The organism is Streptomyces sp. NPDC059256 (genome assembly GCF_042753785.1).
GTDB lineage: Bacteria > Actinomycetota > Actinomycetes > Streptomycetales > Streptomycetaceae > Streptomyces.
Map to the genome: position 1 here is coordinate 63,577 of NZ_JBHYZO010000018.1, position 20,148 is coordinate 83,724.

The following is a 20,148-nucleotide window of genomic DNA, read 5'->3' on the forward strand; positions in this document are numbered from 1 at the left end:
CGGTCGAGCATCCAACGGGGTGCGTACGCCATCGGATCACCCCGGGTGCGCCAACGAACCACGAACACACAACGACATCGAAGCGCGGTGCCAGGGGAGGGAACCCGACAGCACAACCGAACCGACTCGCGCGTGCATCGGCGGCGGACCCGCACGGTGACCACGCGCCCGGGAGATCCATCACAACGCCATCAGCGATGCCCGCTCGCGGACATCGGCGCACCGACACACGCACCGGGGGCACCCCGGAGGAGAGGACCACCCAGGATGAGCCCGGACCTGAACCCCGCCCCGGGACCTCGCAACAATTCGGCTTCCCTGCGGCGAGCCGTCTCCATCCTTCTACAGCTGGGAGAGTCGACCGACGGAAGCGGGTACTCACTCGCGGAGCTCTGCCGGGAACTGGACCTCAACAAGAGCACATCGCTCCGTCTGCTCCAGCCGCTCCTCGAAGCCCGCCTGGTCGAACACCTCCCATCGGGGCGCTATCGCCTCGGCTGGCGCATAGCCCAGTTGGGCAGGGCCTATCTCGCGGGCCTGGACCTCCCGCGCGGCATGCATGACGTCCTTCAGAAGCTCGCGTCGCAAACCAGTGAGACCGTTCACCTCGTGGTCGCCGACTACCCGAACATCGTCTACATCCACAAAGTGGACACCCCACACCCGGTGCGCATGTTCTCGCGCATCGGGAACAGCGCGCCCGCCTACTGCACCAGCGTCGGCAAGGCGATGCTGGCCCACGCCGGCCCGGAGACGATCGAGCTGGTGATCGCCAACGGGATGCCGGCACACACACCGCGTACGATCACGACGCCCGAGCAGCTGAGAGCCGCCCTCAGCGAGATCAGGCAACAGGGCTACGCGGTCGACGACATCGAGCACGAGGAGGGCATCAGGTGCGTCGCGGCGCCGGTCTTCGACCACGCGGGGGCATGTACGACCGCCATCAGCGTCTCGGCACCCGCGGAGCGACTCCCCGCCGAGAACCTTTCAGAGTTGGCGCCCCTGGTGATCGCTGCCGCGAATGAGATCTCCACCCGACTGGGAGCGAGCCGGTGAACCCTGCCCCTCGGGTGACCGGGCAGGGTTCGCCCGCTTGAGGTGAAGCCGACGCCCTCAGGAACTCCGCCCACATGACAGGAGCCTGCGGCCACTTCGTGCTCGCTGAACGGCGATGCCAGAGCGCCGAGTGGTCGCAGGGCTCCTTTGGTGTGTCCGGAGCATGTTCGGTCTCCGGCGGAGGGCACGCGCCGTCCCACTGTCATCGAGCCTCCGACTCACACCAAGACGTCACGCCATACGCCACGCGTTGCCGAGACCGTGTCCTTCAGGTCGCCTCGCTCACCCGACTTCGACGATCACGAGGGCACCGTTGCCCCCGAGACACGGGTACGGCCGAGACTGGCCCGAGATGGGCTCGCGAACGCCACTCGGGGCCGACGCACGATGTCCTGAGTCGGGCGGTCCGGCTTGGCGCCACCTGGCACCAGTCGTCGCCAAGCAGCGGCGATTCGGGCTTCTGAGCATGCGCGGCCATGCGTGGTGCCATTCAGAACCAGCTCAGCCTTCCAACGTTTTCGCAGATCAGAGCCTCTGCCTTGGGGATCGGTACGGTGATTTCACCTGACGGCTAGCGCATAGGGCCATAGTGATGCCATTATGGCGCCATGGACCTCACCCCGTATGTCGACACCCTCCGCCGCGAACTCGCGGTGGCCGCTGAAGCCGGCGGCGACGAAGCTCGCGAGCTGGCCGAAAGGCTCACCGCCCCCCTGGAGTCGGCGACTCGGTTGATCATGCTCGATGTGCTCTCCGCAGCCATGGGCGAGGTCACCCGCGAGCTCGCCCCCGGGTCGGTCGACGTACGGCTGCGAGGGCTCGATCCCGACTTCGTGGTGACACCGCCCCCCACGGGCGGCGCGCAGAGGGAGCAGACCCCGCCCGTCGAACCGTTCACGCCCATGCCTCCCGCTCCGGCCGACGGCGACGAGGGCGGCACCGCCCGCGTCAATCTACGGCTGCCCGCCCATCTCAAGGCCCGCGCCGAGGAGGCCGCTACCCGCGAGGGACTGTCGGTCAACGCCTGGCTGGTCCGAGCGGTGTCGGCGGCGGTCGAAGGTGGCACCCGGCCGCGCCCGACCGAGAAGACCCAGATCGTCGGGCAGAGCTACACGGGCTGGGTGCGCTGACAGGACTCCGAAGACACGACTTGGACCCACCTGCGCCGCCTTCACCAACACCACGTCCCACCAGCGGGGACGCCCCAATGACCCAAGAGGACGGGACAGCCATGCCTTCTTTTGACACTCCCGAACCGATCTCCACCACCGCGCACGTGGAGTCCGGTTCGATCCAGTTCACCGCGGGCGACCGACGTGAGACCGTCGTCGAAGTCCGGCCCCGAGACCCCAAGAAGGACCTCGACGTGCGGACGGCCGACCAGACCGAGGTCACGTACGCGAGCGGTGCACTGACCGTCAGGACGCCCAAATCCAATCTCTTCGGCCGCACCGGCACCGTCGATGTGACGGTCGAACTCCCCACGGGCTCGCGCATCGCCCTGACCGGAGCCTGGGTCCAGGTGCTCGGTGAGGGCCGGCTCGGCGATGTACGTGTGAAGACCTCGTCAGGCGATGTCCGGCTCGACGCGACCGGGCCGCTCCAGCTCACCGCTTCGCACGGCTCGATCACCGTGGACCGGATCGAGGGCATGGCCGAGATCACCACCAGCTCCGGGAGCCTGCGCGTCGGTCTCGTCGACGGCCCGGCGGTCCTGAAGAACTCGCACGGCACCACGACCGTCGGGGTCGCGACCGGCGAGCTGCGGGTGAGTGGCGCCAACGGCGACATCGAGATCCGGCGTGCCGAGGCATCGGTCACCGCCACCACCGCCCACGGCGCCCTCCGGGTGGACGATGTGGCCGGCGGAACCGTTCAGTTGGAGACCAACTACGGCAGCATCGACGTCGGCATCCGCGAGGGTACGGCCGCTTGGCTCGACCTCCACTCGGATTCCGGTCAGGTGCGCAACACGCTCGCTGCGTCCGACGGCCCGGAGAGTGCCGAGGGCACCGTCAAGATCCGTGCGCGCACCCGCTGGGGCAACATCGACGTCCGCCGCGCGAAGGTCTGACCCTCGAAAGCACAGGTCTCACCCCCACATCCACCCCTCCCCCAGTCGCTTCAGCCATCGAACGGAAGGGCCCATGCCTTCGTCTGTCATGCCCACATCCAGAAGGAGCGGCGAGCACGCGTCGCCGGCCTCCATCTCCATTGCAGCCCAGGGGTTGCGCAAGTCGTACGGGGGCAGGACCGTCCTCGACGGCATCGATCTGCGCATCCCGGCGGGGTCGGTGTTCGCACTGCTCGGACCCAACGGCGCCGGCAAGACCACTGCGGTGAAGATCCTGTCGACGCTCATCACGGCCGATGGCGGGCAGGCGCAGGTCGCGGGCCACGACCTGGCGACCGACCCCCAAGCCGTCCGGGCCGCGATCGGTGTCACCGGCCAGTTCTCAGCCGTCGACGGACTGATCACCGGCGAGGAGAACATGCTCCTCATGGCCGACCTGCACCACCTCACCCGCCGCGAGGGCCGTCGCACCACCGCCGAACTGCTGGAACGCTTCGATCTGAGCGAGGCCGCGAAGAAGCCCGCCTCCACCTACTCCGGCGGTATGAGACGCCGCCTCGACATCGCCATGACCCTGGTCGGCAACCCACGGATCATCTTCCTCGATGAACCCACCACCGGCCTGGACCCGCGTAGTCGCCACAACATGTGGCAGATCATCCGCGAGTTGGTCTCCGACGGCGTCACCGTCTTCCTCACCACCCAGTACCTCCAGGAGGCCGATGAACTCGCCCACCACATCGCCGTGCTGAGCGACGGCGTCATCGCCGCCCAGGGCACCGCAGAAGAGCTCAAACGCCTCGTTCCCGGCGGACACGTCCGACTGAGGTTCGCCGACCCCGGCGCCTACCGCAACGCAGCCGCCACCCTGCGCGAAACCACCCGCAACGACGAGGCCCTCTCACTCCACATCCCCAGCGACGGAACCCAACGCGAACTCCGCGCCATCCTCGACTGGCTGGACTCCACCGGCATCGAGGCCGACGAACTGACCGTACACACACCCGACCTCGACGACGTCTTCTTCGCCCTCACCACCAACACCACACCCCGTCAGTCCAACCGAGCCGATCGGCCCGACCACGCCACGGAGAAGGCCCGATGAGCTCCCTCTCCCTCGCCCTCCGCGACTCCACCACCATGCTGCGGCGCAACCTCCTCCATGCGCGCCGCTACCCGTCCCTCACCTTGAACCTGCTCCTCACACCGGTGATGCTGCTGTTGCTCTTCGTCTATGTCTTCGGCGATGTGATGAGCGCCGGCATCGGCGGCGACGGCGCCGACCGGTCCGAGTACATCGCGTACCTCGTTCCCGGAATCCTGATGCTGACCATCGGCGGCACCACGATCGGCAGCGCGGTGTCGGTCGCCACCGACATGACCGAGGGCATCATCGCCCGCTTCCGTACGATGGCGATCCACCGGGGATCCGTGCTCGTCGGGCACGTCATCGGAAGCGTGCTCCAGTGTGTGATGAGCGTGGCCCTCGTCGGCGCCGTCGCCGTGGCCATCGGCTTCCGGTCCACGGGCGCCACCCCCTTCGAATGGGTCCTGGCGCTGGGGTTGTTGGCGCTCTTCTCCCTGGCGCTCACCTGGATCGCCGTCGGGATGGGCCTATCCAGCCCGACCGCCGAGGCCGCCGGTAACAACGCCCTTCCGCTGATGGTCCTCCCTCTCATTTCGAGCGCCTTCGTCCCCGTCGACGCGATGCCCGACTGGTTCCGGCCCATCGCCGAGTACCAGCCCTTCACACCCGCCATCGAAACCCTGCGTGGTCTGCTGCTCGGCAGCGAGATCGGCCACAACGGGTGGCTGGCCGTGCTCTGGTGCCTGGGCCTGGCCGTGCTCGGCTACCTCTGGTCCACATCCCTGTTCGACCGCGACCCGAAGTGAGCCCGCGGGCTACCTGCCGCGCCTGGTCCCGCTCAGGAGCCCAGTACCGGCGATGGGTTGAGCGGGGTGGTGTGCATCACCAGGCGGAGCAGAAGGCCCATGCGGTGGGCGCACTCCCCCGCCTGACACTGAGGAAGTGCGACACCGAGGAACATGACTCGGCAAGATCTGCAAGAGGACCTTTGCCGACAGCGCTACGGGCGGGACTTGCTCGCAAACACCCAACGGTTGCCCGCCAGTGCATCGTTCTGTTCGGGCAGCGGACCGCGTCCATGACGGCGGGTGAAGTCGAAGGGCGTGTGAACCGAAGTGGACCAGCCCTTGCCCACCAGATCACCCGCAGAGTCGGGCCGTGGTTCCCCGTCGAACAGATGAAGTAGGTCAATGCCGATCTGGCGGGTCGTCGAGGTGTAGAGCGGGCTGTCGCGGTAAGCCAGTAGATCCCTTTCGAGCTTGACCTCGAAGGCCAGTGCACTGCCTTCCGTACTCAGCCGGTCCACCGTGTCAATGAGATACGTTTCGGCGGCGGCTGGCAGGTAGAACAACAATCCCTCGGCCAGCCAAACACTCGGGGCAGTCCGGTCGAAACCGGCGTCGGCCAGCGCTCCCACCCAGTCAGCGCGCAGATCGATCGGGATCGGTACACGCGCTGCCTTCGGGGTCGCCGAAAGCCTGTCGAGCACCGTGCGCTTGAAGGCCAGCACGCCTTCCCTGTCGATCTCGAAGACCACGCAACCGGAAGGCCAGTCGAGGCGGAAGGCCCGGGAGTCCAACCCCGCCCCGAGCAGCACCACTTGGCGGGCGCCGCCCGTGTGAACGGCCTGGAGGAGGAAGTCATCGAGGACCCGTGTCCGCAGGCCGAAGTAGCGCGCGAATCGACCCCACAACGGATTGGCGTCCCCGTCCCGAACCTGTTGGATACGGACCGGCCAGCCTGCGGACGCCGGTGCGGCGAGCACGAAGTGCTCGGCATAGACGTCCCGTGCCAGGGTGTCGTCGCGATGGGTCTCGATCGCCCGGGCCGCGGCGACCATGAGGGCGGTCAGTCCGACACCCCCCTCCACACCTTCGACTCCGATGCTCCCTGGCGTTGTGCCGACCACGTGTCCTCCTCAGGATGGGTTGAGACCATGAACAGTGCGAAATGGGGTGTTGGATCGTCGCTGGGGCGCACCGCGCCGCTGCTCTGGGCGCGCTGATTCTCCGAGAGCCCCGGTGGCGCGCGGCCCAAGTACCCAACCGGTTCCTCAGAGCGAGCGGATCGTTGTACGGAACGGCCACCGTGGGTCCGGTGAACGGGCCCGCATCGGCGCGGTGTTGCTCTGATCCGTTGGCCCGGACAGCGGGCTGGATCGCCCACTCATCGGGCCCTCACCTCGGGTACCAGCACGGGTTTGACCACACGACCCGCGTCGAAGTCCCGTTCGGCCTCGTTGATGTCGGCGAGCGGATACGTGCGGATCAGTTCGTCGAATGGAAACCGCCCAGCCTGCCACAGCCCGATCAACCGCGGGATCAGCAGTCCGGGCACCGCGTCCCCCTCGCAGATATGGGAGATCCTCCGCCCTCGGTCCAGTGCCCCGGGTTCAAGCGGTAGTGCGGTGTGGAGCCGTGCCACCAGCCCGAGGTGCCCGGTCGGGCGCAGGGCCCGAAGGGCGTCGTTGATCAACGGGGCGGAGGCCGTGGTGTCCAGCGCGTACTGCGCCCCGCCGTCGGTCAGTTGTTGGATGCGGCCGGGCAGGTCGCCGGACGAGACGTGCAGCGGAATCGCACCGAACCGCTCGGCGAGTTCCAGCCGTTCGACGTGCCGATCGACTGCCACGATCACCGCGCCGCAGGCCGCAGCCGCCATCACCGCGCTCAGACCCACTGCCCCCGTACCGAAGACCGCGATGGTGTCGCCTGGGCCGACCGCGAAGGAGTTGAGGATCGATCCGGCTCCGGTCAGAAAGCCGCAGCCGAGCGGTCCGAGCAGTTCGATGGGCAGCGAGGGGTCGACCCGGACGGTGTTGCGGGCGGCAACCAGTGCGTATTCGGCGAACGAGGACTGACCGAACCACCGGGGGGCGAGTTCGATCCCGGCCGCGTCGGTGAACCGTGCCGGTGCCTCCTTGCGTCCTCCGAAGAGGTTGAGCGAGGCGAAGGAGTCGCAGTAGGCGGGGGCAGCGGCCTGGCAGTTCCGGCAGTGCCCGCAGGAGTCGAAGGTCAGTACGACATGATCGCCGGTGTGCAGACCTGTCTGCGGGCCGCCCGTCTCCACCACGACGCCGGCACCCTCGTGTCCGAGCACCGCAGGTAGCGGTGAGCGCCCTGCCGAACGCCGGACCGCAAGGTCGGTCCGGCACACCCCACAGCCCGCGATCCTGACGAGGACCTCGCCATCGGCAGGACCGTTGGCCAGGGTCACCTCCTCGACGGCGTATCGGCTCTCGGACGACCGCAGTACCGCGGCGCCGAACCTCATCGTCACACTTCCTCCAGGCGGTGCACGACGAACGGCCTGAGATTCCCGTAGAGCCCCCATGGCCCGCCCGCAAAGCCGACACCGCTCTCCTTGATGCCCGCGAAGGGCTGGGCGAGGGAGAGTTCGGCATGGTGGTTGATCCACGCCGTGCCGCATTCCAGCCGATCGGCCACCGCTTCGGCGAGATCGAGATCGGTACCCCACACCGAGCCGCCCAGCCCGAAGCCGGTGTCATTGGCCGCTTCGACGGCTTCGTCGAGGCTCCGGTACGGCAGCACCGGCAGGACCGGACCGAATTGCTCCTCGGTCACCACCGGGCTGTCAGGTGGGACGTCCGCCAGGATCGTCGGGGCGTGGAAGTAGCCCGATCGGTCCAGCCGATGGCCACCGGCCACCACCCTGGCACCGTCCGCCAAGGCCCGGGCCGTGTAATGCTCGACCCGGGCCAGTTGGCGGGGGTTGTTGACCGGACCCAGCTGCGTGCCGGGGTCAAGACCTGCTCCGACCACGGCGGTCTTCGCGCGCTCAGCGAGGGCCTCGACGACATCGGAGTACAGTCCGGCGGGGGCGTAGACGCGTTTGACCGCCATGCAGACCTGTCCGCAATTGCGGAACGCAGCCCAGAACAGCCGATCCGCGATCTGCTCCACATCGACGTCGTCCAGCAGAATGGCCGCGTCGTTGCCGCCCAACTCCAGGGTGACCCTGGCCAACGAGCCCGCCGCCGCCTCCGCAACGGCCCGTCCGGTGGGAATCGACCCAGTGAAGGTCACATGGCGAATGCCCGGATGGGAAGCCAGTCTGGCGCCGAGGGGCTCGCGACCGGTGACGATCGTGAGTACATCCTCGGGGAGAGCGGTGGCGATGACCGACCCCAACAGCCGGGTGGCGAGAGGTGTGAAGGGCGAGGGCTTGAGCACCACCGTGTTGCCAGCGGCGAGCGCGGGCGCGAACTTCGCCGACGCAAGTTGGAGGGGAAAGTTCCATGGGACGATCGCGGCGACGGGCCCGAGTGGTCGCCAACGGATCTCACTGTGTACCGGCCGACCGTCCACGATGGGCTCGGCCCCGGGGCCGAGCTCGGCGAAGTAGCGCAGACGGGCCGCCGTGCGAGCGATCTCCGCGTACGACTCCGACAGCGGTTTGCCCTGCTCACGGGTGAGCAGGGGCGCGATCTCCACCCCGGCCGCCTCCACGGCGTCGGCCGCCGCGAGCAGTGCGGTGACCCGGGCTTCGGGGTCGGACCGCCAGCCGCGCCAGGCATCACGGGCCCGGCCGACGACTCTGTCCAACTCGTCGTTCTGCTGGTCGGGAGCTTCTGCGAAGGCTTCGCCCGTTGCCGGATCGAGGACCGCGAAGCGCTCGCCGGATACGGGCGCCGTGTGGGACCGGCTTGTCGTCCTACCGGCCATCAGTGGGCGGCGGTGACGACAGCCGCGTGCTCGCGGGCGTGCCGGTCCATCTCCGCCCGGAAGGCGGCCACCAACTCCGGCTGAATCCTTCCGGTGGTCCGGTCGCCTCCCGCGCAGACCGCCCCACGTACCCCCACGATGTCCGTGCCGATGCGGGTCAGCTCGCCGAGATCTCCCACCTGCACACTGCCCGCCAGTGCGGCGAGAAGACCCGCCTCATGGGCCCGCCGGACGAACTCCGCGCAGACGTCCGGCGGAACGTGGTCGAAGAGCCGTGTGCCGTCCTTGATCGCGGTGTCGAGCATGGCCGCATCGGAGCCGGAACGGCGGGCGATGTCGGGCAGTGCGAGCGGGTTGACGCAGCCGATCCGATGGGCGTCGGCATAGCCCGAGGCAACGACGAAGGCGTCCGGCCGATAGTCCTTCACCGCCCGGACAACCCCCCGCATGACATCGATGGCCTGCTCGGGCGTGGTGCACCCGTAGAGGCCGACCTTGATGTACGTGGCTCCGGAGACGGCAGCGCCGAGCGCCGCCTGAGCCACCGTGCCCGGTTTGTACGGTACATCTCCCACCGTGGCCGAGACCGGCTTGTCAGCAGGGACCGCCTCACGGATCTCCCTGATGACCCACGGGTAGTTCGCACCGAGCGAGCCCTCGTCCGGCTTCTTGACGTCGACGATGTCGAGGTGCTGCGCCGCCTTCGCACAGTCGAGGGCCTCTTCGACGCCGTCCGGAGAGATAAGAAGCAACAACGTGAACCCCTTTCGCCGCGAGCACACCTGCCCTGGGGCAGATGTGTGCGGAGTCGTCTGGATCACTTGCGGTTGCTCATCATTACTGCGCCCAACGGTCGTCGGTAGGGCGCGCAAAATCCGGACGGGTACCGCCATCGCGCCCCCCGTGCGCCGTGCACGCCCCCCTCGAACCGGCTCGCGCCCGGACCATAGGGATCCACTGCGCGAACCGGCTCCCGGCCTCGCTCCGGGCGGAGTCAGACATCAGAGGGCGAACCGGGTGTGCGGCAGGCGGCGGGGATCGCTATGCCTCCGGCTGCCAGTCGAACGGGAAGTGCTTGCTGGAGCCGCCACGGTACTGACGGGAGAAGTCGAAACCTTCGGCGCGATCCGCGTTCACCACACCCCAGGTCGCCACCTGGCCGGGTCCCACCTCCGCCCCGGGAGCGTTGATCAACTGCACCCGACGCTCGGGGTCCGAGGTGGGACCCGTGAGCGCCGCGGCTCCCACGCTCACCTTGTCGGATACGGTGGCACGCCAGTACGCGAGGTCCTGTGCGGCATCGAAGTGGATCGGGGCGTACTCCACACTGCGAACCTCACTGATCAGTGAGCCGAACTTGCCGGGCCAGCCGCCCACGTTGCCCCGGAAGATCTCCTCCAGCGCGTCCCGTTGTGCCGGAGTCCCCTTCGCATCGATGTAGAACATCACCGTCATCGTGGCGTCGGGATCGTCCACCCACATGTTCCCGGCGAACTCGCCGAGGGCCACGACTCCCAGACCGTCCAGACGTACGTCCCCGCAGTGCCCCTCGTGGATCTGCCAGACGAGTGTGAACAGACAGCAGCCGTTCGTCGGGGCCTGTGCGAAGGTGCAAGGGCAGGGCATCGAGCAACTGCACACGTCGAACCATTCGCCCTTGAGGTGCCAGTTCGTCTCGCTCATCGACCATTCCCCTCTGATCGGATACCCCGGCGGGGTATCTCTCTGCCGTCAGAGGCTAACCAGCGACCCATCACCCCGTCAAATACCCATAGGGGGTATGCAGTTGAGTCTGTGGGGAGGACCCGTGCCCCTTCCTGCACCTTCCGTGGCCCGACGAGGCCAACAGCAGTGGGCTCGGTGGTGGCCGACCGTCCACCGCCGAGCCCACTGCACGAGGTACTCACGAGGTACTCACGAGGTACTTCCGTGGTGCACAATCCACCCGCCCCGACGCCCAGTGGGGCGGCGCCCGGACAGGGACCGCGCCCACGCCACCCGACCGATCCGGGACAGCGGTCCTCAGAAGGTCAGAGCCGAGTGCAAAGCGTCGAATCCGCGCCGAAGTTCGGTGACGGGGATGGGCCCGAGTTCCATCCGTAGCTGACACACCGTGTCGTCCCCGTTGGGCGTCAGGCACACGAAGAAGGCGAACCCACTCCCCACGGATTCCGCGGTCAGCGTCATGGGGTTGTTGCGGCCCGGAGTCATGGCCGCCGAGAAGCGGCGTCCCGTCGGGGCACCGAGCTGAGCGAGCATCCGCGTGGCGAAGTCCAACACTTCCTCCACGGTGAGGTGAGCGTTGAAGTCCGCCCTCAGCCAGGAGCACCAATCGGCGGACACTCGCCAGTTGTCCCCGCCCGTGTGTTCCAATTCCAGCCACGCAACATCACTGCCGAGACGTATCCGTGCGCTGTCCATCATCAATCCTCCGGTACCCGAGATCTGCGGCCTGGATCCTATGGGTGTCGCACTCCATGGCGAGAAATCAGCAGCATCCCGGGCCGCCTGGGCAGGACGAACGGGGCAGCGCCCTAAGCGGTGATGACGGATGCAGAGGAGCCGGATCGCAACACGTGGTCGATGTGAATCTGGCGAGCGATGAACCGTCCGTTCTCGACGGTGGCCGAAATGCCCACCGTGGCGAGTGAGTTCCCGTCCGGGAGCCCCGCGTAATAGAGACCGGGAACCGCCCCGAGGATGCCCTTGTTCTGGACGGGGGCGCCGTGTTCGTCGAGCACTCCAGCCGGAAGAATTCGGTAGTCGGGGGTGAATCCGGTGCACCAGACGATCGTTGTGATGTCGTGGCGCGCCAGATCGAGGCTGCTTCCGAAGTCCGCTATGCACTCCAGGTCGACTTCAGGGACCGGCTTCTGTGCCGGCACCGGGAATCCTCGGTCGAGTATCCCGGCGTCGATCTTGTCGATCACCTGCCGATACGAACGGGCAGATTCCGCCGCAATGATGGTGACGTTGTCCGCCAGGAAGAGCATCCGCTGCTCCGCCGCCCGTGTCGAGCCGACGAGGACGACCCCCTTCTTCGCCAGTGTGCCGAGATTCAGATCGCCGCTGCCGTCCTTCCGTGCGGTCACTGGCAAGCCCGGCAGTGTCGCTGTCCCACCGATGCCCGGCGTGACGAAGTCTTCGTAGAGGGAGAAGGCGAACATCCACTCGAACAGACTGCGGCCACGGTAGTGCCCCGGCCATGCGTGGTGTCGGCCGACCGACAGGAAGACGGCACGTCCGGCACCCGCGAGTTCGTCCGCGATCTGTTGACCGCTGATTCCCGCCCCCACGACGAGGACGGCCCCATCCGGCAGGGAATCGGGGTTGCGATAGTCGCGCGAGTGCAATTGCTTGACGGACGGATCGATGTCGGACGCCAATGCTGGCACCCGAGGTGCCGCGTAACCACCCACTGCCGCGACCAAGTTGCGGGACTCGATGACATCACCCGTGGTCAGATGGGTCCTAAACCGTACGGTGTCGTTGTCGGAAGCGCCCGGAGGGCACTCGACCTCCCGGACGGTCATGTGCTGCCGCACCGGGAGGTCACGCTCCTCCGCGTAACGGCGCAGATGCCGGGCCAGTTCCCGTCCCGACATGGCGCCGTCGGGGTCATCACCGTCATAGGCCCAACCGGGGAACCGCACCGATCGATTCCCACTGCCCACAACAAGACTGTCCCACCGCTCGTGCTCCCAAGCCTGACCTATCTCCCCCCGTTCCAGTACCAGGGATTCCCGGCCGAGCTCCTGCAAGGCCGCGGCTACCCCACACCCTTGCTGGCCAGCGCCGATGACGACGGTCTCCGCGTATTCGAGTCCTGCCACGATCGAACCCTTCTCCCCATGGTTGCGATGAGTTGTCCGCAATCGCTGACTGCGCCCGGTCCACGGACCGGTACGGTCGCCTCAGATCCCGTTGTCCTCCGCCCTGCACATATACAGACAGTTGTCCACGCCTCCGTACGACAACGGTTCGCGTGACACCGCCGCCTGTGAGAGACGGGAGCCGGAGGTTGCAGGAGAAGACCCGTTGCTGAGGCTGCGCCTGCTGGAAATCCTGCCTGGTCAAGTCGACTTGATGTCAACTGGAACGAAGCATCAACATGCGGGCTCCCCACGCGAAATGCGGCGGGGATGCACTCACGCATCATCGGCAGTGGGCTAGTTGATGTGCCTGGGCAGGCTCAACCCATGTGGCACACCATCAGGCGAGGGGTCCGTCTCCAGAGCAGACTTCGGCCGCTTGTGTGGCCCACGACAGCAGGAGGACACGGCGAGTTGTGACGGAACAACGGTGAATCCTCCGCCGCGTGATGAAACGGCGATGGTCCGCTTCGACGCCGCGGAACAATGAAGCCGTCCCGCGCCCGAGTTCTCCTGCCGAGTCGGCGGTCGACCAGCCGTCAAAGGCTGGTGAGCAGGTCGTCGAGCGGGGTCGGTACGCGGTCGGGGTCAAGGGCCTCGACGAGAACCTGCCCGTAGCGGATCTTGCGCCCCTTCTTCGTGCCGAGGAAGCGCCGCAACTGTCGATGGCGTGGTCGACCGTGTTGTGCGGGCTGGCGCAGGAAGGTTTGCAACGCGCGCACATCGCCTTCTGCCCGGACGAGCTCCTCCACCCGTGTGACGCCCAACGCCCGGATGAGTTCGTCTTCCAGATCGGCCTTGCAGACGAAGAACCCTTCTGGAGCGGCGCCGGCCCGTTCCCAGCCGCTGGCATAGTAGCGGCGCTCCGCCTCGTCGCACAGCCCTGTGAGTCGCAGGCCCACACCAGATGGTCCGAGGAGGCCGGCATAGCGTGCGACGCTCATGGCACCGCCCATGGAGAGCACGCAGATCCCTTCGGCCTCCAGGTTCCTACCGCGGTTCGCGGCCAGCGCATTGACCGCGGCGACATCGCTGGGTCCTTCGAGCAGGACCACCGTCCGGACGGTCAGCCGCGCGGCCAGCTCGCGTGCAAGGTCACCGGGCCCACCGGCCGCCCAAGCATCCACCGCTTCCCGGAACTTCGCCAGATCAGCCATGGGTGAAGTCTCCGCCTTCCTCGGCCACCGCAGTGGGGAACGTCCGTCCCTGCATCGAGCGGGAAGCCAAGCCCCGGCATCGACATCGACGGCTGGCAGACGAGGTACCAGAGGCGGGCGGAGTCCCCGCCGAACTCCGGTGGCCCGCCCTCGCCTGGTCGAACTGATCGAGCAGCAGGCCCAAACGGTCGGTCCGCATGCCCTCGATCTCCATGCCCTGCTCCCCATCCCGGTCCGGTCCGGTCCGGTCCCAGACCTCGCGGATCCGGACGTTAACGGCTGGCCGGACGGATGGCGACCGATTTCCTCCCGTCGTCCGCAAGCCGGCGACGCAGGCGGGCCGCGTCCTGGCCGGGCGGCAGCCCGTAGGCGCGCCGGTACTCACGGTTGAACTGGGTGGCGCTCACATATCCGACGGCTTCCGCGACGAGCGCCGCCGTGGTGTTGCCGGCGACCAGGAGCCTCCTTGCCTCCTGGAGGCGCAGTTGCTTCTGGAACCGCAACGGGCTCATACCGGTGGCCGCCTTGAAGCGCCGGTGCAGGGTTGCGGCGCTCATATGCGCCACCTTCGCGATGGTGTCGACACCGAGCGGTTCGGCGAAGTGCTCGGAGATCCATAGGGCGGCGGCGCGTACCCGGGCCGCCCCGGAGTCCGCTACCGCGAACCGGCGCAGGGCTGGACCGAGCGGAGTGCCGAGCAATCGGTACAGGATCTCGCCCTCGATGCGCGCGGCCAGCGGACGGATGTCGTCAGGGGTGTCGAGCAGGCCGACCCACCGGGTGACCGCGTCAAGGAGTTCCGGGGTGATCGGCGCACCGATCTGTTCACCGGAGCCGGGGCCCGCGGGCGGGTCCGCTGCATCGAGTTCCAGTAGCAGATCGGCGAGCAGCTGGCCGTCGAGCCGGAGTACCACCGACCGGTAGGGCACTTGCTCGAAGGTGGCGGTGACCGGAGCCACGACGGAGTTGAGCAGCATCTCGCCCTCACCGGTGACCCAACTGCGGTCGCCGGCCACGATGCGTTTCGCACCGCCGGTGGTGAAACAGACCATGGGCAGATAGAGGAGATCGACGCTGGGGACGGGCTCGTCGAGCGTGACCAGGGTGAGATGCGGCACCGCGCTGTCGGACCACAGTCCCACGCTGTGCCGGGCGATCGCGGCGGAGAGACGGTCCGGCATGAGGGACTCCCTTACTGAGAGGATCGGGCAATCCTATGCGGCCTTCGCCCCATGACTCCCGCCCGACGCGCTCCTAGCGTTGAACACATGACACACCACACACGACTGCCGGAACGCAAGCTCGGCACACAGGGTCTGCGGACCAGCGCGATCGGCCTCGGCACGATGGGGATGACACTGGCGTACGGCGCCGCCGACGAGGACGGCGGTGTCGCGACCATTCGCCGGGCGTACGACCTGGGCGTCACCCTCTTCGACACGGCGGAACTGTACGGTTTGGGCACGGGCAGCAATGAGCAACTGCTCGGACGCGCCGTGCAGGGCTTCCGTGACGATGTCTCGCTCGCCACGAAGTTCGGTTTCGATCTGAGTGATCCGAGCAAAGCCGGCGTCGCCTTGAACAGTCGGCCGGAACACATCCGCGAGGTCACCGAGAACAGCCTGCGCCACCTGGGCACCGATCACATCGATGTGCTGTACCAGCACCGTGTAGACCCGGACGTACCCATCGAGGACGTGGCGGGCACGGTGGGCGAGCTGATCGCCGAAGGCAAGGTGCGCTACTTCGGATTGAGCGAGGCGGGACCCGACACCATCCGCCGCGCCCACGCCGTCCAGCCCATTTCGGTGCTGCAGACGGAGTACTCGCTGTTCGAGCGCACGGTGGAGGGCGATGTGTTGCCGCTGGTGCGCGAACTCGGCATCGGATTCGTCCCGTACTCACCGCTCGGTCGTGGGTTCCTCACCGGCGCGGTGAAACCCGCGGTCGAATACCCGGAAGACGATATGCGCAGTTGGGACGACCGTTGGCAACCCGGCAACTACGAGAAGAACCTGACCGCCGTACGTCAGTTGACGGCACTGGCGAACGCCAAGGGAATCGAGGTCACCCAGTTGGCGCTGGCCTGGTTGCTGGCCCAGGGCGAGGACATCGTGCCCATCCCCGGCACACGTAGCCCGCGACGAGTGGCGGAGAACACCGCGGCTGCCCGGGTGAGCCTCACATCGGAGGATCTGACAGAGATCCGAAGGATCCTGCCGTTCGGGGCCGCCGGCTCCCGCTATCCGGAGTCGATGATGCCGTCCTGGTGATGCCGGCAGGCCGTCCTGGGCGACCCTGCGTTGATCAGACCCATGCTGGTAGGCCGACAGAATCGGGAGGTGCACCCGCTCCAGGGGCAGACAGAACCGGATCGCCATGATCTGGTACGCCCTTGGGGCGGTGAGATGCGGTTCTCAGTCGCGCGAGCGGCCTGCCCCTACGCTCGGTCTGCCCGTTGAGGGGTCGATCCTCCGGGTGGCTGATCCTGGCACGCCACCCAACGGAATCGACCGTTCCCGGCCTCCCGTCGAGCACCCCGAGCGGCGTCACAACCCCGACACCGTCCACGCCTCCCTCGGGTCGTCCGGGTAACCGTAGGGACGGCAGTGCGTGACCGTGGGTGATGTGGAGGGCCGAGGGCTGCACGGGGTGGCTGTGGCTTCGGCCCCTGGGTCCCGGGCTGCGTCCTTGTCGGTTGAGGAGGAGACTCGAACAGTACGCGGAGCCCCCGGGGGCGATGGCTCGCGCGACCCCCCGGGGGGACACGGAGGTGATGTGGCGTGACCGGGAACAGGGCAGTGGCCTATATGAAGCCGGGGACGGTGGAGATCGAGAACACCGACTATCCGGGACTGGAGCTCCGGGACGGGCCAGGGGTGGCACGCGAGAACGTGGGACGCAAATGTCCCCACGGTGTGATCCTGAAGGTCCTGGCGACCAATATCTGCGGCAGCGACCAGCACATGGTGCGTGGGCGAACCACCGCACCGGCCGGGCTGGTGCTGGGGCACGAGATCACCGGCGAAGTGGTGGAGCGTGGGCCGGACGCAGAGTTCGTCCAGGTCGGCGATGTGGTGTCGGTGCCGTTCAACATCGCCTGCGGCCGGTGCCGCAACTGCAAGGAGCGGCAGACCGGCATCTGTCTGAACGTGAACCCGGCCCGTCCCGGAGCCGCGTACGGCTATGTCGACATGGGCGGCTGGGTCGGCGGACAGGCCGAGTACGTGATGGTCCCCTACGCGGACTTCAACCTGCTGCGCTTCCCCGATCCCGACCAGGCACGGGCGAAGCTGCTCGATCTGACGATGCTGTCCGACATCTTCCCCACCGGATTCCACGGCGCGGTCACCGCGGGCACCGGAGTGGGGTCCACGGTGTACGTGGCCGGGGCCGGGCCGGTAGGGCTCGCCGCCGCTGCCTCCGCCCAACTCCTGGGCGCAGCAGTGGTGATCGTGGGAGATCTCAACGCCGAACGTCTGGCGCAGGCCCGTAGCTTCGGCTGTGAGACCGTCGATCTGACCCGGGGCACCGCCGAGGAGCAGATCGAGCAGATACTCGGCGAGCCGGAGGTCGACGCGGCCGTCGACGCTGTCGGCTTTGAAGCCCGTGCGCACGGCAAGGACTCGGAGGAGGCGCCCGCCACCGTCCTCAACTCCCTGATGGGCCTGACCCGGGCGGGCGGGGCGCTCGGCATCCCCGGCCTCTATGTGACCGACGACCCCGGCGGTGTCGACCAGGACGCCCGGACGGGCACCCTGAAGGTACGGCTCGGCCTGGGGTGGGCCAAGAGTCACACCTTCGCCACCGGTCAGTGCCCCGTCATGCGCTATCACCGCGGCCTGATGCAGGCCATCCTCAACGAGCGCGTCCACATCGCCCGCGCGGTCAACGCGACCGTGATCGGGTTGGACGACGCGCCGCGCGGCTACGCCGAGTTCGACCAGGGGGCCAGCCGCAAGTACGTCCTCAATCCGCATGGCGCACTCGACGGCGCCCAGCCCATCTGACCGGCCGAGCTACGCGCCTCGGCCCAGCGAAGGAGGACGCCGTGACTTCGGGAGCGCCCCAGCCTGATGTATCCACCGGTTCACCCAGGTCCGTCCCGGATCTGGGGCGCAGGGTGGCCGCCCGCCGGCGTGAACTGGGCCTGTCCCGTGAGGAACTGGCCGAGGCGACCGGGTCCGTTCCCGGTTTCGTCCAGTACATCGAGGAGAACGCCGCGGCTCCGGGCATGGGTGTGCTGCTGCGGCTCGCGGACGCGCTGGGCACGACGGTTCCCGAACTCACCGGCGCCACTTCCGAACAGCCACCGGGCGCAGGACGTGCGGGGGCGGACGCCCGGCTGCGGGAGCTGAACCAGACCGAGTGTCACTCCTTGCTCGGCCGCACCGGAGTGGGACGCATCGCCGTCTCCACCGGCGAGGGACCGGCGATCGTCCCGGTCAACTATGTGATGAGCGGGGAGGACATCGTCTACCGGACGAAGGCGGGGAGCGTGCCCGCCGCGGCTGTCGGGGCGGAGGTCGCATTCGAGGTGGACCGGATCGACGATGCGTTTCGCACGGGCTGGAGCGTGCTCGCGGTCGGCAGGGGGCAGGAGATCACCGACGCGGAGCGCATCCACGCCTTGGACGCACAGGTGAGCGACCTCGCCTGGGCAGGTGGGCACCGCGATCTCTGGGTGGCTGTTCGCCCCCACCGTCTCACCGGGCGCACCATCGAAAATGCGCTCCGCCCGCCCCTGTCCTGAGGCCCATGGATCCAACAGCACGGCCGGGGCGGCTGCCCCCATCGAACTCGGGAGGACACTCACCGCGGTCACCATCAGAAATTGGCCGACAAGTCACCAGGCCCGGAGGGTCAGTCGACGTCCGTGAACGGGGTGATGCGGCGGTAGGCAGCCCTCGCGTGCCGGATTCGGCCCACCACCGTACCGATGAGAGCGGCGGCCAACAGACAGGCGATCCACTCGGGATCGCGATGGCCGGCCCAGGAGATCTCACCGATGGGATGGGTCGCGAAGACGTTCAGAAATCCCCAACAGACGAGTGCCGTCCCCGGGGCAGCGGCGAAGCGGCCACGGACCCCGAGCAAGGCAGCGAACACGGCGAGAGCGGCCAGTGCGAGTCTGGTGTGGTCCAGGACGCCGAGTAGGTCGAACACGCTCACCAGTCCGAAAGCGCCCGCGTACGCCGCTGTCCAGACGAAGAAAGTGGCCACGGGGTCGGGCACGGGCCTCGCGCCGTCGACCATGTGCCACCACTCCATCGTGCCTCCTTCGCCGGAATGCGGACCGCGCGCATCGCGCCATCACCCGGGAGCGAGGCTGGCTTGGACGACGCCCGCAGTCAAGGCAGCCGTCCAGATCCCGCTGGCCACACGCACAGAAGAAGCCATCGGTCCGCGGGCGGAGTTGGGCGGACGGAAGCGACAACGGCGGCGTCTCCCATTCGCCCGACGTCGTGCGTCGATGGCGCCCTGATCATCCGATGGTTCGGTTCAGTCGGCGCTGTCCGAAGTGCCGGTGTCCAGTTCGATGGTGTGCTGGGACCGCACCATCTTCAGCATCGGGCAGCGCTCGTCGGCGGCAGCGCGGAGGGCGGCGTACTGCTGTGCGGAACTCGGGCCCGTCAGGGAGACGGTCGCCCTCAGGTCGTAGGGCACGTCCGGTGCGTCGGAGGGGACCTCGAAGAACCGTGCGTCGTTGTTGCGGGCCCGGACGTGGACTTCGACCCGGTCGATCGGGATGTCGTCCAGTGCCGCTATGCACAACAGCGTGTGCGTCAGGCAGGTGCTGATCACCGCACAGAGCAGTTCCGGCGAGGACGGCCCGAGGCCGAAGCCCCCGATGTCGGGACCCCCGTCCCCGATGAACGACCAGTCTCCGACGCGGACTTTGCGTACACCGGTCGCATCGTCGGCGACGCACACGGCCCCGATCTCCTCGTCCCAGTCAGTGTCGTGCGGACGACGGTCGGCAGCTGCGCGCATGGCCGCGCCCTTGTCCTTGAGATGTTCGGCGAGACCCGGTCTGCGGGCCGGTGTGATGGTCATGGCGGGAAGCGTACGAGGCTTCCGTCGGTGCTTTCGACCCCTGGTGCTTCCGTCGACGGCGCGGGAAGGCTGAGGGGCAGGCCCCGGTCCGCTTGGCGCGTGGGGGAACCGCCGGCCCACTGGCGATGGTTCGCTGATCGGCCCGGTCGATAGGGTGTTG

At 67.9% G+C, this 20,148-nt stretch carries 19 protein-coding genes; 8 read left to right on the forward strand and 11 right to left on the reverse strand.

Features of this window, described 5'->3' with window-relative positions; all coding sequences use genetic code 11:
• Window positions 1–267 precede the first annotated feature (267 nt).
• From ACFXJL_RS27385 to ACFXJL_RS27405, 5 genes are all read left to right on the forward strand, one after another.
• Window positions 268–1,059, forward strand: coding sequence for an IclR family transcriptional regulator (locus ACFXJL_RS27385; protein ID WP_358878104.1), 792 nt, complete (start codon window positions 268–270; stop codon window positions 1,057–1,059).
• A gap of 608 nt (window positions 1,060–1,667) precedes the next feature.
• Window positions 1,668–2,189 (forward strand): toxin-antitoxin system HicB family antitoxin, encoded by a 522-nt coding sequence (locus tag ACFXJL_RS27390; RefSeq protein ID WP_358878105.1) that lies wholly within the window; start codon window positions 1,668–1,670, stop codon window positions 2,187–2,189.
• A gap of 101 nt (window positions 2,190–2,290) precedes the next feature.
• The gene (locus ACFXJL_RS27395; RefSeq protein ID WP_384696726.1) at window positions 2,291–3,133 is read left to right on the forward strand and encodes a DUF4097 domain-containing protein; all 843 of its coding nucleotides are present in this window, start codon (window positions 2,291–2,293) and stop codon (window positions 3,131–3,133) included.
• A gap of 88 nt (window positions 3,134–3,221) precedes the next feature.
• Window positions 3,222–4,238 (forward strand): ATP-binding cassette domain-containing protein, encoded by a 1,017-nt coding sequence (locus tag ACFXJL_RS27400; protein WP_384696728.1) that lies wholly within the window; start codon window positions 3,222–3,224, stop codon window positions 4,236–4,238.
• The gene (locus tag ACFXJL_RS27405) at window positions 4,235–5,026 is read left to right on the forward strand and encodes an ABC transporter permease (protein WP_384696731.1); all 792 of its coding nucleotides are present in this window, start codon (window positions 4,235–4,237) and stop codon (window positions 5,024–5,026) included. Before ACFXJL_RS27400 ends, ACFXJL_RS27405 begins: the two co-directional genes overlap by 4 nt.
• Before the next feature lie 194 nt (window positions 5,027–5,220).
• Here ACFXJL_RS27405 and ACFXJL_RS27410 read toward each other — a convergent pair whose 3' ends face one another.
• The 9 genes from ACFXJL_RS27410 to ACFXJL_RS27450 form a co-directional block, all read right to left on the reverse strand.
• Complete coding sequence (locus ACFXJL_RS27410; protein ID WP_384641399.1) at window positions 5,221–6,060, reverse strand: class I SAM-dependent methyltransferase; 840 nt, start codon at window positions 6,058–6,060, stop codon at window positions 5,221–5,223.
• Window positions 6,061–6,386: 326 nt separating this feature from the next.
• Complete coding sequence (locus tag ACFXJL_RS27415) at window positions 6,387–7,490, reverse strand: NAD(P)-dependent alcohol dehydrogenase (protein ID WP_384696840.1); 1,104 nt, start codon at window positions 7,488–7,490, stop codon at window positions 6,387–6,389.
• Window positions 7,491–7,492: 2 nt separating this feature from the next.
• The gene (locus tag ACFXJL_RS27420; RefSeq protein ID WP_384696734.1) at window positions 7,493–8,902 is read right to left on the reverse strand and encodes an aldehyde dehydrogenase family protein; all 1,410 of its coding nucleotides are present in this window, start codon (window positions 8,900–8,902) and stop codon (window positions 7,493–7,495) included.
• Window positions 8,902–9,657, reverse strand: a complete 756-nt coding sequence (locus ACFXJL_RS27425; protein WP_384641290.1) for a (5-formylfuran-3-yl)methyl phosphate synthase — start codon at window positions 9,655–9,657, stop codon at window positions 8,902–8,904. Before ACFXJL_RS27425 ends, ACFXJL_RS27420 begins: the two co-directional genes overlap by 1 nt.
• Window positions 9,658–9,943: 286 nt before the next feature.
• Window positions 9,944–10,585: a DUF1326 domain-containing protein gene (locus ACFXJL_RS27430; protein WP_384696738.1), complete on the reverse strand. Its 642-nt coding sequence runs from the start codon at window positions 10,583–10,585 to the stop codon at window positions 9,944–9,946.
• Window positions 10,586–10,924: 339 nt separating this feature from the next.
• The gene (locus ACFXJL_RS27435; protein ID WP_384696741.1) at window positions 10,925–11,323 is read right to left on the reverse strand and encodes a hypothetical protein; all 399 of its coding nucleotides are present in this window, start codon (window positions 11,321–11,323) and stop codon (window positions 10,925–10,927) included.
• Window positions 11,324–11,436: 113 nt separating this feature from the next.
• On the reverse strand, window positions 11,437–12,735 hold the full coding sequence (locus ACFXJL_RS27440) for a flavin-containing monooxygenase (protein ID WP_384696743.1): 1,299 nt from the start codon (window positions 12,733–12,735) through the stop codon (window positions 11,437–11,439).
• Window positions 12,736–13,313: 578 nt separating this feature from the next.
• Window positions 13,314–13,931, reverse strand: coding sequence for a TOPRIM nucleotidyl transferase/hydrolase domain-containing protein (locus ACFXJL_RS27445; protein WP_384696746.1), 618 nt, complete (start codon window positions 13,929–13,931; stop codon window positions 13,314–13,316).
• 272 nt (window positions 13,932–14,203) lie between these two features.
• Complete coding sequence (locus ACFXJL_RS27450; RefSeq protein ID WP_384696749.1) at window positions 14,204–15,112, reverse strand: AraC family transcriptional regulator N-terminal domain-containing protein; 909 nt, start codon at window positions 15,110–15,112, stop codon at window positions 14,204–14,206.
• Window positions 15,113–15,199: 87 nt separating this feature from the next.
• On the opposite strand from ACFXJL_RS27450, the gene ACFXJL_RS27455 reads away from it, so the two are divergent.
• The 3 genes from ACFXJL_RS27455 (at window position 15,200) to ACFXJL_RS27465 (ending at window position 18,684) form a co-directional block, all read left to right on the forward strand.
• Window positions 15,200–16,204 carry an aldo/keto reductase gene (locus ACFXJL_RS27455; protein ID WP_384696752.1) on the forward strand — a complete coding sequence of 335 codons (1,005 nt, stop codon included), beginning with the start codon at window positions 15,200–15,202 and terminating at the stop codon, window positions 16,202–16,204.
• Between the two features lie 510 nt (window positions 16,205–16,714).
• Window positions 16,715–17,941, forward strand: a complete 1,227-nt coding sequence (gene fdhA, locus ACFXJL_RS27460) for a formaldehyde dehydrogenase, glutathione-independent (protein WP_358878119.1) — start codon at window positions 16,715–16,717, stop codon at window positions 17,939–17,941.
• 41 nt (window positions 17,942–17,982) lie between these two features.
• Window positions 17,983–18,684: a helix-turn-helix domain-containing protein gene (locus tag ACFXJL_RS27465; RefSeq protein WP_384696755.1), complete on the forward strand. Its 702-nt coding sequence runs from the start codon at window positions 17,983–17,985 to the stop codon at window positions 18,682–18,684.
• A gap of 110 nt (window positions 18,685–18,794) precedes the next feature.
• On the opposite strand, the gene ACFXJL_RS27470 is transcribed toward ACFXJL_RS27465, so the two are convergent.
• Entirely contained in the window at window positions 18,795–19,202 is a 408-nt protein-coding gene (locus ACFXJL_RS27470) for a hypothetical protein (RefSeq protein ID WP_384696758.1), read from the reverse strand.
• Window positions 19,203–19,433: 231 nt separating this feature from the next.
• Window positions 19,434–19,988, reverse strand: coding sequence for an OsmC family protein (locus ACFXJL_RS27475; protein WP_358878122.1), 555 nt, complete (start codon window positions 19,986–19,988; stop codon window positions 19,434–19,436).
• Window positions 19,989–20,148 lie beyond the last annotated feature (160 nt).

What these genes read in the sequence shown, in the direction of transcription:
- ACFXJL_RS27385 (WP_358878104.1), top strand. Translation starts at nt 268, where the DNA reads ATGAGCCCGGACCTGAACCCCGCCCCGGGACCTCGCAACAATTCGGCT.
- ACFXJL_RS27390 (WP_358878105.1), top strand. Translation starts at nt 1,668, where the DNA reads ATGGACCTCACCCCGTATGTCGACACCCTCCGCCGCGAACTCGCGGTG.
- ACFXJL_RS27395 (WP_384696726.1), top strand. Translation starts at nt 2,291, where the DNA reads ATGCCTTCTTTTGACACTCCCGAACCGATCTCCACCACCGCGCACGTG.
- ACFXJL_RS27400 (WP_384696728.1), top strand. Translation starts at nt 3,222, where the DNA reads ATGCCCACATCCAGAAGGAGCGGCGAGCACGCGTCGCCGGCCTCCATC.
- ACFXJL_RS27405 (WP_384696731.1), top strand. Translation starts at nt 4,235, where the DNA reads ATGAGCTCCCTCTCCCTCGCCCTCCGCGACTCCACCACCATGCTGCGG.
- ACFXJL_RS27410 (WP_384641399.1), bottom strand. Translation starts at nt 6,060, where the DNA reads ATGGTCGCCGCGGCCCGGGCGATCGAGACCCATCGCGACGACACCCTG.
- ACFXJL_RS27415 (WP_384696840.1), bottom strand. Translation starts at nt 7,490, where the DNA reads ATGAGGTTCGGCGCCGCGGTACTGCGGTCGTCCGAGAGCCGATACGCC.
- ACFXJL_RS27420 (WP_384696734.1), bottom strand. Translation starts at nt 8,902, where the DNA reads ATGGCCGGTAGGACGACAAGCCGGTCCCACACGGCGCCCGTATCCGGC.
- ACFXJL_RS27430 (WP_384696738.1), bottom strand. Translation starts at nt 10,585, where the DNA reads ATGAGCGAGACGAACTGGCACCTCAAGGGCGAATGGTTCGACGTGTGC.
- ACFXJL_RS27435 (WP_384696741.1), bottom strand. Translation starts at nt 11,323, where the DNA reads ATGGACAGCGCACGGATACGTCTCGGCAGTGATGTTGCGTGGCTGGAA.
- ACFXJL_RS27445 (WP_384696746.1), bottom strand. Translation starts at nt 13,931, where the DNA reads ATGGCTGATCTGGCGAAGTTCCGGGAAGCGGTGGATGCTTGGGCGGCC.
- ACFXJL_RS27450 (WP_384696749.1), bottom strand. Translation starts at nt 15,112, where the DNA reads ATGCCGGACCGTCTCTCCGCCGCGATCGCCCGGCACAGCGTGGGACTG.
- ACFXJL_RS27455 (WP_384696752.1), top strand. Translation starts at nt 15,200, where the DNA reads ATGACACACCACACACGACTGCCGGAACGCAAGCTCGGCACACAGGGT.
- ACFXJL_RS27470 (WP_384696758.1), bottom strand. Translation starts at nt 19,202, where the DNA reads ATGGAGTGGTGGCACATGGTCGACGGCGCGAGGCCCGTGCCCGACCCC.
- ACFXJL_RS27475 (WP_358878122.1), bottom strand. Translation starts at nt 19,988, where the DNA reads ATGACCATCACACCGGCCCGCAGACCGGGTCTCGCCGAACATCTCAAG.